Origin of the sequence: Nonomuraea bangladeshensis, assembly GCF_039529455.1 — a bacterium.
In the GTDB taxonomy this organism is placed as follows: domain Bacteria; phylum Actinomycetota; class Actinomycetes; order Streptosporangiales; family Streptosporangiaceae; genus Nonomuraea; species Nonomuraea bangladeshensis.
Map to the genome: position 1 here is coordinate 191,551 of NZ_BAAAMV010000004.1, position 13,411 is coordinate 204,961.

Consider the following 13,411-nt stretch of genomic DNA (forward strand, 5'->3'; position numbering starts at 1 on the left):
CAGCACGACACCGTGGGCGACCGCCGCGCCGGCGCGCGGAGGTCACGATGACCTGCGGGGCGTCGGTGTAAGGGACGTCGTGCAGGGACGAGCGCACGGCCGGCCGGGTCGATGGTGGTCCGGCCGTGACTACCTCAAGGTGAGGGGCGTCTCGGAGGCGATGCGGGTCAGCTTGCGTGGGTTGCGTACGTAGTAGAGGCCGGTGATGCGGGCGTCCTCGACCCGGGCCGCTATGACGCCGTCGATCTCGCCGTCCACGCGGAGGAGGAGCGCCGGGTTGCCGTTGACCACGGTGGGCTCGCTGGTGAGCGCGATCCGGGTCTTGCCGAGGCCGCCGATGATCATGCGGGCCACCTTGCCGGCGCCGATGACCGGCCGGGGCACGGCCTGCTTGACGCCGCCGCCGTCGCTCACCAGGACGACCTCGGGGGCGAGCACGTCGAGCAGGCCCTGCAGGTCCCTGGTGTCGAGCGCGCGCTGGAACGACGCCAAAGCCGCCCGGGCCTGGCCCGGCGAGACCGTCTCGCGGGGCCGCCGGGCGTCGACGTGCCGGCGGGCCCGATGCGCGATCTGGCGTACGGTCGCCGGGGTCTTGCCGACGGCGGCCGCGATCTCGTCGTAGCCGACGTCGAAGACCTCGCGCAGCACGAACACGGCGCGCTCGGTCGGCGACAGCGTCTCCAGGACGAGCATCAGCGCCATCGACACGCTCTCGGCGAGCTCGACGTCCTCGGCCACGTCGGGTGTGGTGAGCAGCGGCTCGGGCAGCCACTGGCCGACGTACTCCTCCTTGCGGCGCTTCATCGTGCGCAGCCGGTCCAGTGCGCGCCGGGTGACGATCCGCACCAGGTAGGCGCGCTGGTCGGACACCTGCTCAAGGTCGACCTTGACCCACCGCAGCCACGTCTCCTGCAGGGCGTCCTCGGCGTCGGCGGCCGAGCCGAGCATCTCGTACGCCACGGTGAACAGCAGGCTGCGGTGGGCGAGGAAGCTCTCGGTCGCCGGGTCCGTCCGGCCACCGTCGGCGATCGGCTCGGTCGTTCCGTTGGGCTCGTTCATGGCTCGCTCCTGCCTGTTCACCCGCACATCCTGCTCCATGCACAAGGCGTCGGCACGCGCCGCCGTGTGACACCCGTGGGCGGTGACACACATCACATGGCTGGTGCTGTCACAAAACTCGCGGCGCCGACGCCGCATGGTCGACCGCTACCGCAGAAAGAACGGAGCACCAAGATGAGCAAGGTCTGGTTCGTCACCGGTTCGTCGCGCGGCCTGGGCCGCGCCTTCGTCGAGGCCGCCCTGTCGCGTGGCGACAAGGTGGCCGCGACCGCGCGGACCGCCGCGAGCCTCGACGACCTGGTCGCCGCCCACGGCGAGGCGGTGCTGGCGCTGGAGATGGACGTGACCGACGAGGCCGCCGTCCGCGAGAGCGTGAAGCGGGCCAGGGAGCACTTCGGCCGTCTCGACGTCATCGTGAACAACGCCGGCTACGCCCAGGTCGGCGCGGTCGAGGAGTTGACCGGGCAGCAGTTGCGCGACCAGCTGGAGACCAACCTGTTCGGCGCGCTGTGGGTGATCCAGGCCGCGCTGCCCTACCTCCGTGAGCAGGGCTCGGGGCACATCATCCAGCTGTCCTCGGCGGCCGGGCTCATAGCGATGCCGCTCAGCGGCGCCTACAGCGCGTCCAGGTGGGCCCTCGAAGCACTGAACGAAGCCCTCGCCCAGGAGGTGGCCGACTTCGGGATCAAGGTGACCTTGGTCGAGCCCGGCGGCTACGCCACCCGCGCCGGCAAGAACCCCAACCCGCTGGACAACGGCCACGTGGCCGAGCCCGACCCGATCTACGACGGCCTTCGCCGGCGCATCGCCGCCTTCGCGGGGAAGCAGCCCGCGGGCGACCCGGCCGCCGCGGCGCAGGCGCTGCTCAAGCTCGTCGACTCCGACAACCCGCCCCTGCGGGTGCTCTTCGGGCAGGGCTTCTACCCCATGCTCCAGCAGGTGTACGCCGACCGGCTCAAGACCTGGGCCGACTGGCAGGACCTCTCGGCGGAGGCTCAGGGCCCCCTCCCTCAGGAAGACGCATGAAACACCGCATCGTGGTCCTCGGCGCCGGCTATGCCGGGGCGTACGTGGCCGGGAACCTGGCCCGCCGGCTGTCACCGAAGGACACCGTCATCACCGTGGTCAACGCCGTGCCGGACTTCGTCCAGCGCATGCGGCTGCACCAGCTCGCGGCCGGCCGGGACATCGAGGCTCCGCCGCTGGCCGACGTCTTCGCGGGCACGGGGATACGGCTGCGCCTGGCCCGGATCACCGCCGTCGACCCCGAGCGGCGAGTCGTCACCGTCAGCGGCGGTGACGAACTCGGCCATGACACGCTCGGCTACGACACGCTCGTCTACGCGCTCGGCAGCCACGGCGCCGGCCACGTGGTCCCCGGAGCGGCCGAGCACGCCTTCGACGTCTCCGCCAGGCCCGCGGCGCTGCGCCTGCGGGAGCGACTGGACGGCCTGGGCCAGGGCGCGAGAGTGCTGATCGTCGGCGACGGGTTGACCGGCATCGAGGCCGCCACGGAGATCGCCGAGTCCCGGCCCGGCCTGTCGGTGGCGCTCGTCGCACGCGGCGAGCTGGGCGCCCGGCTCTCCGCCGGAGCCCGCGGCCACCTGCGCCGGGCCTGCGACCGGCTGGGGATCACCGTCCTGGAGCACACCAGCGTGGACGCCGTCGAGGCGACGCGGGTGCTGTGCGCCGACGGGACCGCCCTCGCGTCCGACGCGACCGTGTGGACGGCCGGGTTCGCGGTCAGCCCCATCGCCGCCGCCGGCGGGCTGGAGGTGACCGAGAACGGCCAGATCATCGTCGACCGGACCATGCGGTCGGTCTCGCACCCGGACGTCTACGCCGTCGGTGACAGCACCCACGCCATGGGCGACAACGGCCGGCCGCTGCCGATGTCCTGCGCGTCGGCCGGCTACACCGGCCGGCAGGCCATCGAGGCGATCGTGGGACGCCTGACCGGGCGCACGGTCGCGACCACCAAGCTGGTCTACGCCTACAACCACATCAGCCTCGGGCGGCGGGACGCGATCCTGCAGCTGGTCGACGACGAAGGACGGGCGAAGCCGACGTACCTGGGCGGCCGGCAGCCCGCACGGATCAAGGCGGGCATTCTCGGGATGGCGCTGTGGGCCACGTCGCACCCGACGTACGGCATGCCGACGCGCAGGCACCGCCTGGCTCCCACGCCGGACACGACCGCCGAGAGGATGATCGCCTAGCCGCCTCGTAGGCAGTGGCCCGCGCCGCAACGGGCCTGACCCGTCAACTCTGGACGGTCGTACCGCTCGGGTCGCCGCGGTGCACGAGCGGATGCCGGCGCGGTGGGACGGCCGGGCCCCAGAGGGTCAGGCCGGCCCGCCGAGCGCCAGTTCGACGGCCGTCTCGACGTGGATGCGGGTGGAGTCGAACACCGGGACCGGGCTGTCGGCCGGACCGACCAGCAGGGTGATCTCGGTGCAGCCGAGGATCACCCCCTGCGCGCCGCGCCGGGCGAGGCCGGCGATGATGCGCCGGTACTCCTCGCGGGAGGAGTCCTCGACGCGGCCCTGGGTCAGCTCCTGGTAGATGACGTCGTGGACGACCGTGCGATCGGGCTCGTCCGGCACCATGACCTCCACGCCGTGGTGACGCATGCGGTCGCGGTAGAAGTCCATCTCCATGGTGAAACGGGTGGCCAGCAGGCCCACCGTGGTGATCCCCGCATCGGCGACGCGGCGCGCGGTGGCATCGACGAGGTGCACGAACGGCACGTCGACGGCCGCTTCGATCGCGCCGGCCACCCGGTGCATGGTGTTCGTGCACAGCAGCACCATGTCGGCGCCCGCCCGCTCCAAGCTGGTGGCCGCCTCGGCGAGGGCGTGCGCGGCGTCGTCCCATCGGCCTTCGCGCTGCATCGCCTCGATGTCGGCGAAGTCGACGGTCAGCAGGATGCTCTTGGCGCAGTGGTGCCCGCCCAGGCGTTCGCGGGTCTCCTCGTTGAGGAGCCGGTAGTACTCGGCGGAGGATTCCCAGCTCATGCCGCCCAGCAGGCCGATCGTTCGCATCATGGGTCCGATCGTGCCGGACGAGGCTGCTCGTAGGTAGCCCTGTACTTGTTGGCTGACACCCAAGCCATACTTATGGCATGGACGTGCAGCGGATGCTGATCTTCCGGGAGATCGCCCGTACCGGGTCGATCGCGGGCGCCGCCCGTGTCCTCGGCTGGACGCAGCCGGCCGTCAGCCAGCACCTGCGCCACCTGGAACGTCAGGCGGGCGCGCCCCTGGTGCTGCGGCGGCCGCGCGGCGTCCAGCTCACCGAGGCGGGGCGGGCCCTGCTGCGGCACGCCGACGCCATCGCCACCCGCATCCAGGCCGCGACCGCCGACCTGGAGGCGATGGTCCAGCTCCGCGCCGGAACCGTACGGCTGGCCGCCTTCCCCTCCGCGGGCGCCACCCTCATCCCCGCCGCGATGAGCCTGCTCGCCGAACGCCACCCCGGCCTCGACGTACGCCTGCGCGCGGCCGAGCCCCCGCAGGCCATCGCCCAGCTCGACGCCGGCGAGGTGGACCTGGCCGTCACCTTCACCCATGCCGGCCAGACACCCCCCGGCAGCGGCGAGCTGACCCGGATCCCGGCCGGGCATGACCCGCTCCGGCTGGTCCTGCCCCTCACCCACCCCAAAGCCGGCCCGGAGGACACGCCGCTGGACCTGCGCGAACTCGCGGACGACACCTGGATCGGCGGCTGCGAACGCTGCACGGCCCACCTGCTCCAGACCTGCGAGCTGGCCGGCTTCACCCCCGACATCCGCCACGGCACCGACGACTACGTCCTGACCCAGGCGCTCATCGCCCGCGGCCTGGCCGTCGGGCTGCTGCCCCAGCTGGCCCTGGACGCCGCCCGCGACCCGCGCGTCGCCGTGCGGCCCGTACTGGACGTACGGCCCAGAGCCCTGTACGTCCTGCACCACCGCGAGGCCGAGCAGATCCCCGCCGTCCGCAGCGCCCTGCGCGCGATCCTCGACATCGTCGCCGTCAAGGGACGGGTCTGACGCGTGAGTGCGGCGCGAGGAACCAGTCGGCGGCGATCCCGGTCCCCGTGATGCGTCCGACCAGCGCCAGGGCCGAGCTGATGCTCTCCATCTCCTCCACGCGGTCGTCGAGGACGTCGTCGTCGGAGATCTGGAAGCGCAGCCCGTCCATCAGGCGGTCGAGCGCGTGCGGGTCGCTGCCGGACCGCCGCTCCGGCCAGGTGGGGTCGAAGGAGACGACCATGCGCCCGTCGCGGGCGTAGTCGAAGGAGGCGTGGCTGCCGTACATGAGAAGGCCGATGGCCTCGCCGCCGCCTTCGGTGACGGCGCGTACGCGCTCGCTGTCGGCGTGCGCCGGCACGACGCCGATCCAGCCGCCGACCTCGGCCACCCAGGTGGACCCGTCGTCGATGTTGCGGTCGAGGATCTCGCTCAGGTGGCACGGTGCCCGGGTGGCGAGGTCCAGGTCGAAGGCCGCGGCGAGGGCGTCGAGGCCCACGCCCTTGATCCACATGGCGCTGAAGCCCAGCGCCCACAGGTCCATGTCGGCATCCAGTCCCTCGGTGAAGAGGGTCGAGACCAGCAGGTCGTGCAGGTAGGTCCGTGACTCCATAAGCCTGACCCTTCTCTCAGCGGTTCTGGACGAGGTTCGCCTCGTAGGCGGCGATGACCAGGTGGACCCTGGTGCGGGCGTCGAGTTTCAGCAGCAGACTGCTGACGTGCGTCTTGACCGTGCTCAGGGTGACGTACAGGGTCTGCGCGATCTCCGCGTTGGACAGGCCGCGCGCCACCAGGACCAGCACCTCGCGCTCGCGTTCCGTGATGTCCAGGCGGCGGGCCGGCGGGCGCACGTGACGCTCGATCAGCCGCCTCGTGGCGCTGGGCCCGAGCAGCGAGTCGCCGGACGCGACGGCCTGCACGCCCCTGACCAGCTCGGCCGGCGGGGTGTCCTTGAGCAGGAAGCCCGCGGCGCCGGCGCGGAGCGCTCCGTAGACGTACTCATCCAGGTCGAAGGTGGTCACGACGAGCACGCGGGCCCGCGGATCGGCGGCGCAGATGCGGCGGGTGGCCTCGATGCCGTCCATCTCGGGCATCCGTACGTCCATCAGCACCAGGCCGGGCGGATCGCTCGCGGCGAGGGCCACCGCCTCCGCGCCCGTCGCCGCCTCGCCGCACACCTGGAACCCCGGCACGCGGTCGATCAGCCGGCGGAAGCTCGCCCTGATGAGCGGCTGGTCGTCGGCCACCAGCACCTTGATCACAGCGGTAACCTCGCCCTCACCCGGAATCCCCCTGCAGTGCGGACGCCTGCCTCGAACTCGCCGCCGAACATGCGTACGCGCTCGCGAAGCCCCGTCAGCCCGTGACCGTGGGGACGCTCCCGCGCGTTCCCGCCGTCGTCGGTGATCTCCACGACAAGCTCCTCCTGCCGCCGCTCGATGAGCACGGTCGCCTTCCTGGTCCCGGCGTGCTTGAGCACGTTGGTCAGCGATTCCTGCACGATCCGGTAGACCGTGAGCTCCATCTCGCCCCGGACCTCGCCGTCGAGGCGTAACTCCACCTCCAGGCCGGCGGCCCTGGTCCTGGCCAGGAGATCGTCGAGGTCGCCGAGCCCAGGAGCGGGGGTCAGGTCGGCGGGGCCGTCCTCGCGCAGCACGCCGAGCAGGCGCCTGGTCTCGCGCAGCGCCGACCTGCTGGTCTGCTCGATCGAGGCCAGCGCCCGGCTCATCTCCCCGGCGTCGCCGACGTGCCGTTCGACGCCGGCCTGGACGGCGATCGTGCTGAGGCTGTGGCCGATGACGTCGTGCAGCTCGCGGGCCATGCGCAGACGCTCCCTGGCCGCCTCGGCGCGGGCCCGCTCCTCGGCCTTGGCGGCCAGTTGCTCGGTGTAGAGCCTGCGCTGCCGTACGGCGGTGCCGGTGGTCCAGGCCGCCACCACGATCGCCAGCACCAGCCCGAGCTGGTCGAGGACCTGGCCCCGCAGCGGGAACTCGACCACCCCCTGCGCCGTGACCGCCACCGCCACGAGCAGCGGGGGCACCGCCCTGCTCCGGGTGGCCAGCGTGTAGAGCACGAGCGGCAGGCCGAACGGGTCCGCCTGCGGGATGAGGAACTCCCGCATCCCCAGCCCGCCGGCCAGCACGATCACGAACACCGCCCGCGGCCACAGGCGCCTGACCGCGACGGGCAGGCTGGTGGCCAGCGCCACCGTGAAGTCGAGCGCGTCGGGCGGCGCGGAATTACGCGTATGGACAAGCCCGAGGAAGCCGGCTGCCAGCAGCAGGGCCACCACGGTGTCGAGGGACACCCAGGCCCAGTCCGGGATCCGGCTCAACAGGGGGAGCCGCGGCTGATCACGCACGTCCTCGACCTTAGCCAGCGGGTACGGCGGCGCGTATCGGTCCCAGGACCGATGCGCGGGCCGGCCGCCGGAGCGGATCGTGACGGACATGATCGACGTCATCGGATTGACCAGACGTTTCGGGCAGAGCGTCGCCGTCCACGACCTGTCCTTCACCGTCACCTCCGGAAAGATCACCGGGTTCCTCGGGCCGAACGGCGCGGGCAAGACCACCACTTTGCGGATCATCCTCGGGCTCGACCGGCCGACCTCCGGACGGGCGACCGTGAACGGCGTGCCGTACCGGACGTTGAACCGGCCCCTCACCCACGTCGGCGCGTTGCTCGACGCGACCGCCGTGCAGGGCGGACGGCGTGCCGAGCAGCACCTGCGGTGGCTGGCCAGGACCAACGGGATCTCCCGTACGCGCATCGCCGGGCTGCTGGAGCTGGTCGGGCTGGGCGACGCGGGGCGCAAGCGGGTGGGCGGCTTCTCGCTCGGCATGAAGCAGCGGCTGGGCCTGGCCGCCGCCCTGCTCGGCGATCCCGAGGTGCTGCTGCTCGACGAGCCGCTGAACGGGCTCGATCCCGAGGGCATCCGGTGGCTGCGCGGGCTGCTGAAGTCGCTGGCCGCCGAGGGGCGGACCGTGCTGGTCTCCAGCCACCTCATGCACGAGATGGCGGTCACCGCCGACCACCTGATCGTCATCGGGCGGGGCCGGCTGCTGGCCGACACGGAGATCACACGGTTCGTACGGCCAGGGAGGTCGCTGGAGGACACGTTCATGGAGGTCATCGAGGGGAGCGCGCCGTGAATGCCGTCGCCGCCGAGTGGATCAAGTTGCGTACGTTGCGTTCGACCTGGTGGGCGCTGGGTGTGGGGGTGCTGACGGCGCTCGCGCTCACCGCGCTCGGCGCGTCCACCGTGATCTCGCGCTGGGACCCCGGCCAGACGGGGGAGCGGGCCGCGATGGGGATCGTGGTGGCCGTGTACGTCGGAGTCGTGCTGGCGCAGCTGCCGCTCGGCATGCTCGGCACGATGTCGATCAGCGGCGAGCACACCTCCGGCATGATCCACACGACCTTCGTGGCGGTGCCGTCCCGCCCACGGGTGCTGCTCGCCAAGGCGTGCGTGCTGGGCGGGGTCGCGGTCGCCGCCTCGCTGCTCATCGCGATCCCCGGCTACCTGTACGGACACGCGGTGGCCGCCGGGTTCCACCCCACGCTGCCACCCCCGGCGGCGGCGTGGGTGGTGATCGGCGGCGGCACCCTCATGATCGTGACGACCACGATGCTCGGGCTGGCCCTCGGTGCGATCTTCCGCAACGGCGTCGTGGCCATCTCGGTGCTCGTGGTGCTGATGGTGCTGGTTCCCTTCGCCGGGCGGATGCTGCCGGGTGGCGAGGTGGTCAACCGGGTCCTGCCGGGCTATCCGGCGCTCCAGCTCATCGAGCAGCTGCCGGACATCATGCCGGACGCGGCCGCCTTCGCCGCCCTGGTCGCCTGGGCCGTCGTGCCGCTGCTGATCGCGGCCCTCGCCAACCGGCGCGTGTCCTAGAGCCTGTACGGAGTTGAGATCACAGGGATTGCCTGCGGTGTAGCCAGCAGTCCTGGTAAGCCATCGGGGTTGGCGCGTGGATGGTGCTTGATCGAGCCTCACTTACCGCTGGGCGAGCGGGCCCGATCCCGGCTCTGCGGCGGCTGTTCAACGCGGGTGATGTGGCAGTTACCGACAGCCCTTGACGGGAGCTGCCGACGGAGTACGGGCCCTGGTCCACCGCCTACGACCGGTTCCGCTCCTGTGCTGAACGACGTGTTCGACCGGCTGATGCAGGCGATGGTCGCCGAGGCCCCGGTCCGCGGGCAGGCCGACCTCGACCTGGTCAGCGGCAACTCCCCTCACCGCGCGCGCCCATCATCACTCCGCCGGGATGCTCTTGGACGACGCGCTGAGCCGCAGCTCTGGAAGAAGCCGCCAGACGCGAAAGGGGCTACGTCAAAGACGGTCGCCGGGCTTTCGGTTTTGTTGCCAGCGATATAGGTGACTCTTGTAATCACAGCTGAAGAACCCACCGACGCTGTGAACAACAGGTTGAACCTTTGTGACACTATTTCCCAGCTCGGCTTCGGAGCGATCTTCGGCATGATCGTCACGAATGCGGCCGCATAACAGGACTGAACGCTTCCGAAAGAGCAGGCTCGGCCTGTCGAGCGCGAGCACCTTGCCCAGCTTGTCCACCCAGCCGCGTGACCGACCTCGACCCCAGCATCTCGAACCGGCCAGCTGGCACTAGGTCTTCCAAGTCCAGCCACTCCTTCAGTCTCGGCGTTGGTCACCAGCTGCCCATCAGCGTGGGTATGGTGTCGCCCTCCGCAGAGGCGCTTTCCTACGGCCTGCCGCCCTTCACACGCGACCACCCAGCGGCCTCCCGACCGCTGTACCGAACAGAACCGGGGCCACCTTTCCGACGTCGGTGTCCAGAAATGCCAGGGAGTGGGTGGGCGTTCACGATCGACACGTCTACCGTCGATTCATGGGATGGATGTTCGCGCTGTGGGGACTGGGCGGCGGCTTGGCCATCGAAGCGCTCGACTTCATCAAAGCCGTGCGACGTGTCGGCCATGGCTGGCCGTGGCGCTACCCGCACGGGCCCGGCGGCGGCCCGTACCTTGTGTCGGTGCTCGGCCGCGCCGCGGCCAGCGCGCTGCTTGCGGGCGCCGCTGGCGCGTCCGTCAACGGCATGACACCGCTCATCGCGCTCGCGCTAGGCGTGGCCGCACCTCTCATCTTGGAGAAACTCAGCCAGCAGATCCCCATAGCGGCCAGCCTTCCCCTGGCTGGCGGGCCTCCTGACCAGCCGACTGACAGCGACGCGGGCGACACCATCAGCGCGCAGTTCCCCTCCTCCAATGAGACGGTCACCCAGCAGGTAGGAGAAGGCGATGCGACCTGACTCGCTCCCAAGCCGTATCGTCGCGGCCTTCGCCCGCACGTCGCCTGTCTTCCGGCCAAGCGGGGATGGGGCGGTTCGCAGGTCCTGGTGGCGCGCCTGGACGCGCACCAGCCCGTCGTTCGCCCGCTCCTCGTCGTTCATTGGGCCCGGCCTGGACCTGCACCATGCAGCGTTCGTCTTCGCGAACCTCACCCACGCGGACCTGACGCGCGCCAACCTGACCGGCGCGAACCTCGTCTTGGCGAACCTGACCCACGCGAACTTGACTGAAGCGAACCTGACCGGCGCACGCCTAGCCAGCGCCCGGCTGATCAGCGTCAACCTGACCGGCGCCATTCTCACCGAGGCACGCTTGACGAACGCGAACCTGACCGGTGCAAACCTGACCGAGGCACGCTTGACGAATGCGAACCTGACCAGTGCCAACTTGACAGACACGACCCTGATAGGCGCAGAACTGACCGGCGCGGTGTGGAATGAGCAGACTCGGTGGCCAACCGCCGAATGGACAGAACGTCTGCACGCATCCTCCGAACGCCTGCAGGACGGCCGGCTACAAATCCGCGTCTGGGGCTCGTCCAACAACGCCGTCGTCCACGCTTGACCATCTCCCCAGCCGTGAACACCTTCCTGCTCCGCCGCAGGTCCGGGAGCGGGCCCCGCTCACCCAGCGGTAAGTGAGGCTCGATCAAGCACCATCCACGCGCCGACCCCGATGGCTTACCAGGACTGCTGGCTATACAGGGGCTCGTCAACGGAAGAGGTGGACGTTCTCGTGGACCCAGTCGTGGAGGGTCAGCGGCGGCTCGCCGGTGAGCCTTTCGACCGTGTCGAAGGTCTTCCAGTCCCAGGCGGCCGACTGGCGTTTGAGCTCCAGCAGCGCCTCCAGGCGGGGTCCGGACCAGCCGAGCCGGTCGAACTCCGCCTGGGTCTCGGCCTGGCTGCGTTCGACGAGCTTGATCGGCCGGCCGAGGGTCTGGCCGATGACGTCGGCCTGGTCCCGGGGGGAGAGGGCCTGGCCGCCGGTGAGGGTGTAGGCCCGGCCGTCGTGGCCGGGGGTGGTGAGGACGTGTGCGGCGACGGCGGCGATGTCGCGGGGGTGGATCATCGCGGAGACGGGGTCGCCTTCGGTGACGTACATGGTGTGCTCGGCGGCGATGGTCGGGGCGTAGCCGTACAGGTAGGTCATGAAGGTGCCGGGGCGCAGCATCGTCCACGGCAGGCCGGCGCGCATGACGACCTGTTCGCCGAGGCGATGGCCGGTGCTGATGGGGTCGGTGGCGTCGAAGGTGACGCCGCTGGTGGACAGCTTGACCAGGTGGGAGACCCCGGCCCTGGCCGCCGCGGCGGTCAGGTTGCGTTCCTGTACGGGGCCGTCGGGGCCGTAGCCGGGCGGCAGGACGAAGACCTTCTCGATGCCGTCGAGGGCGGCGTCGAGGCTGTCGGGCCGGTCGAAGTCGCCGGTGGCGACCTCGACGCCGGCGGGGAACGCGGCCTTGGCGGGATCGCGGGTCATGGCCCGGACGGGGACGTTACGGCCGGCGAGCAGGGCGAGGAGTTCGGAGCCGACGGTGCCGGTGGCGCCGGTGACGAGGATCATGAGAGGTCCTTTCGTTCAGGAACGGGACAGCTTGGTGTCAGGGAGGAACAGGGACAGGGCCAGCCCGATCAGCGCGATCGGGATGACGGCGAGGAAGACCAGGTGCAGCGCGTCGGCGTAGGCGGCCGGGCCGGGTTGGGCCGGGAGCCGGCTGGTCACGAGGGCGGCGAAGAAGGAGGTGCCCAGCGCGGTGCCCGTCTGCCTGGCCATGGTGGCGGTGCCCTGGACGGCGCCGATGTCGTCACGGCCGGCGGCGTTGCGGGCGGCCAGGGTCAGGGCCTGGGAGTTGAGTCCGCCGGCGATGCCGTACAGCAGCAGGAACACGGTCGCGAGCACCGGGCCGGCGTCGACGGCCACGCACAGCAGCCCGGTCAGCGCGAACAGGGCCATGCTCGCGACGGGATGGCGGCGGTAGGAGCCGGTGCGGGCGATCAGCTTGGTGGAGGCGTACGAGGTGAGCACGACGCCGAGCATCATCGCGGTGAGCAGGTAGCCGGAGGTCCGGACGCTGAGGGACAGGACGGCCTGCAGCCAGAGCACCAGATAGTTGACGATGCCCAGGCCGAGGAACCCGGCGACGAAGCCGACCGCCACGACGACGGAGAACGTACGGTCGCGGAACAGGCGCAAGGGGATGACCGGGTCCGCCGCGCGGCGCTGGGCGAGCACGAACAGCACCGGCAGCAGCACGCAGGCGGCGGCCAGGCCGAGGGTGATCGGGGAGGTCCAGGCATGGGCGGTGCCGACCCAGGTGGTGAGCAGGTTCACCGCGACGATCGCGGCGGCCAGGAGGACGACGCCGAGGTAGTCGATCCGGGCGTGTCCGCGCCGGGCGGGCAGGTGCAGCCGGATCGCGACGACGGCCACGACGAGCACGCCGAGGGGCAGGTTGACCAGGAAGATCGAACGCCAGCCTGCCAGGTCGGTGAGCAGGCCGCCGATGGTCGGGCCGGTCAGGGACGCCGCGCCGAAGGTCAGCGAGAACCAGCCGTAGTAGCGGGCGCCCTGCTGCGGGGTGAACAGCTCGCCGAGGACGGCCAGGACCGAGATGAACAGGCCGCCGCTGCCGATGCCCTGGACGACGCGGAAGGCGATCAGCTGGGTCATGGTCTGGGCCAGGCCGCAGGCGGCCGAGCCGGCCAGGAAGACCAGGATCGAGACGAGGAAGACGCGCTTGCGGCCGTACAGGTCGCCGAGCTTGCCGTGGACGGGGACGGCGGCGCTGCCGGCGATGAGGTAGCCGGTGGTGACCCAGGCGAACCGGTCCAGGCCGCCGAGGTCGGCGACGATGCGGGGGAGTGCGGTGGCGACGATCTGCGCGTCGAGCAGGGACAGGAAGACCGCTGCCAGCAGGAGGGCCACGATGGTGGTGTCACCGGACAACGTGGGCGTGGAAGAACGGGAGGTCACGGACATCCTTGCGATCAGGGAGGCAAGCTCCGCAGC

At 71.1% G+C, this 13,411-nt stretch carries 13 protein-coding genes and 1 pseudogene; 7 read left to right on the forward strand and 7 right to left on the reverse strand.

Features of this window, described 5'->3' with window-relative positions:
* Positions 1-129 precede the first annotated feature (129 nt).
* Positions 130-1,059, reverse strand: a complete 930-nt coding sequence (locus ABD292_RS12680) for an RNA polymerase sigma-70 factor (RefSeq protein WP_344207334.1) — start codon at positions 1,057-1,059, stop codon at positions 130-132.
* Between the two features lie 174 nt (positions 1,060-1,233).
* Between ABD292_RS12680 and ABD292_RS12685 the strand changes: the two genes are divergently transcribed.
* Together ABD292_RS12685 and ABD292_RS12690 are read left to right on the forward strand one after the other, a co-directional pair.
* Complete coding sequence (locus ABD292_RS12685) at positions 1,234-2,085, forward strand: SDR family NAD(P)-dependent oxidoreductase (protein WP_344207336.1); 852 nt, start codon at positions 1,234-1,236, stop codon at positions 2,083-2,085.
* Entirely contained in the window at positions 2,082-3,278 is a 1,197-nt protein-coding gene (locus ABD292_RS12690; protein ID WP_344207337.1) for an NAD(P)/FAD-dependent oxidoreductase, read from the forward strand. The genes ABD292_RS12685 and ABD292_RS12690 overlap by 4 nt, the downstream gene beginning before the upstream one ends.
* Positions 3,279-3,404: 126 nt before the next feature.
* Here the strand turns inward: ABD292_RS12690 and ABD292_RS12695 are convergent, their stop codons facing one another.
* Complete coding sequence (locus tag ABD292_RS12695; RefSeq protein ID WP_344207338.1) at positions 3,405-4,106, reverse strand: aspartate/glutamate racemase family protein; 702 nt, start codon at positions 4,104-4,106, stop codon at positions 3,405-3,407.
* A gap of 77 nt (positions 4,107-4,183) precedes the next feature.
* Between ABD292_RS12695 and ABD292_RS12700 the strand changes: the two genes are divergently transcribed.
* Entirely contained in the window at positions 4,184-5,092 is a 909-nt protein-coding gene (locus tag ABD292_RS12700) for a LysR family transcriptional regulator (protein WP_344207339.1), read from the forward strand.
* Here ABD292_RS12700 and ABD292_RS12705 read toward each other — a convergent pair.
* The 3 genes from ABD292_RS12705 to ABD292_RS12715 are packed head-to-tail and all read right to left on the reverse strand — an operon-like array spanning position 5,076 to position 7,535.
* Positions 5,076-5,684 (reverse strand): DUF6461 domain-containing protein, encoded by a 609-nt coding sequence (locus ABD292_RS12705; RefSeq protein ID WP_344207340.1) that lies wholly within the window; start codon positions 5,682-5,684, stop codon positions 5,076-5,078. The two genes, ABD292_RS12700 and ABD292_RS12705, sit on opposite strands and share 17 nt — an antisense overlap.
* 16 nt (positions 5,685-5,700) lie before the next feature.
* Entirely contained in the window at positions 5,701-6,333 is a 633-nt protein-coding gene (locus tag ABD292_RS12710; protein ID WP_344207341.1) for a response regulator, read from the reverse strand.
* Complete coding sequence (locus ABD292_RS12715; protein WP_344207342.1) at positions 6,330-7,535, reverse strand: sensor histidine kinase; 1,206 nt, start codon at positions 7,533-7,535, stop codon at positions 6,330-6,332. The genes ABD292_RS12710 and ABD292_RS12715 overlap by 4 nt, the downstream gene beginning before the upstream one ends.
* Here ABD292_RS12715 and ABD292_RS12720 point away from each other — a divergent pair.
* The 4 genes and pseudogenes from ABD292_RS12720 to ABD292_RS12735 form a co-directional block, all read left to right on the forward strand.
* Positions 7,522-8,154: pseudogene (locus ABD292_RS12720) on the forward strand (ABC transporter ATP-binding protein); the annotation flags it as partial. The gene ABD292_RS12715 and the pseudogene ABD292_RS12720 overlap by 14 nt on opposite strands.
* Positions 8,155-8,222: 68 nt before the next feature.
* The gene (locus ABD292_RS12725) at positions 8,223-8,969 is read left to right on the forward strand and encodes an ABC transporter permease (RefSeq protein ID WP_344207343.1); all 747 of its coding nucleotides are present in this window, start codon (positions 8,223-8,225) and stop codon (positions 8,967-8,969) included.
* A 976-nt stretch (positions 8,970-9,945) separates the two neighbouring features.
* On the forward strand, positions 9,946-10,365 hold the full coding sequence (locus tag ABD292_RS12730) for a hypothetical protein (RefSeq protein ID WP_344207344.1): 420 nt from the start codon (positions 9,946-9,948) through the stop codon (positions 10,363-10,365).
* The gene (locus ABD292_RS12735) at positions 10,355-10,969 is read left to right on the forward strand and encodes a pentapeptide repeat-containing protein (RefSeq protein WP_344207345.1); all 615 of its coding nucleotides are present in this window, start codon (positions 10,355-10,357) and stop codon (positions 10,967-10,969) included. The genes ABD292_RS12730 and ABD292_RS12735 overlap by 11 nt, the downstream gene beginning before the upstream one ends.
* Positions 10,970-11,116: 147 nt before the next feature.
* Here the strand turns inward: ABD292_RS12735 and ABD292_RS12740 are convergent, their stop codons facing one another.
* Together ABD292_RS12740 and ABD292_RS12745 are read right to left on the reverse strand one after the other, a co-directional pair.
* A complete protein-coding gene (locus ABD292_RS12740) occupies positions 11,117-11,965 on the reverse strand; it encodes an SDR family oxidoreductase (RefSeq protein WP_344207346.1) in 849 nt (282 codons plus the stop codon).
* 15 nt (positions 11,966-11,980) lie between these two features.
* Complete coding sequence (locus tag ABD292_RS12745) at positions 11,981-13,375, reverse strand: MFS transporter (protein WP_344207348.1); 1,395 nt, start codon at positions 13,373-13,375, stop codon at positions 11,981-11,983.
* Between the last annotated feature and the right edge of the window lie 36 nt (positions 13,376-13,411).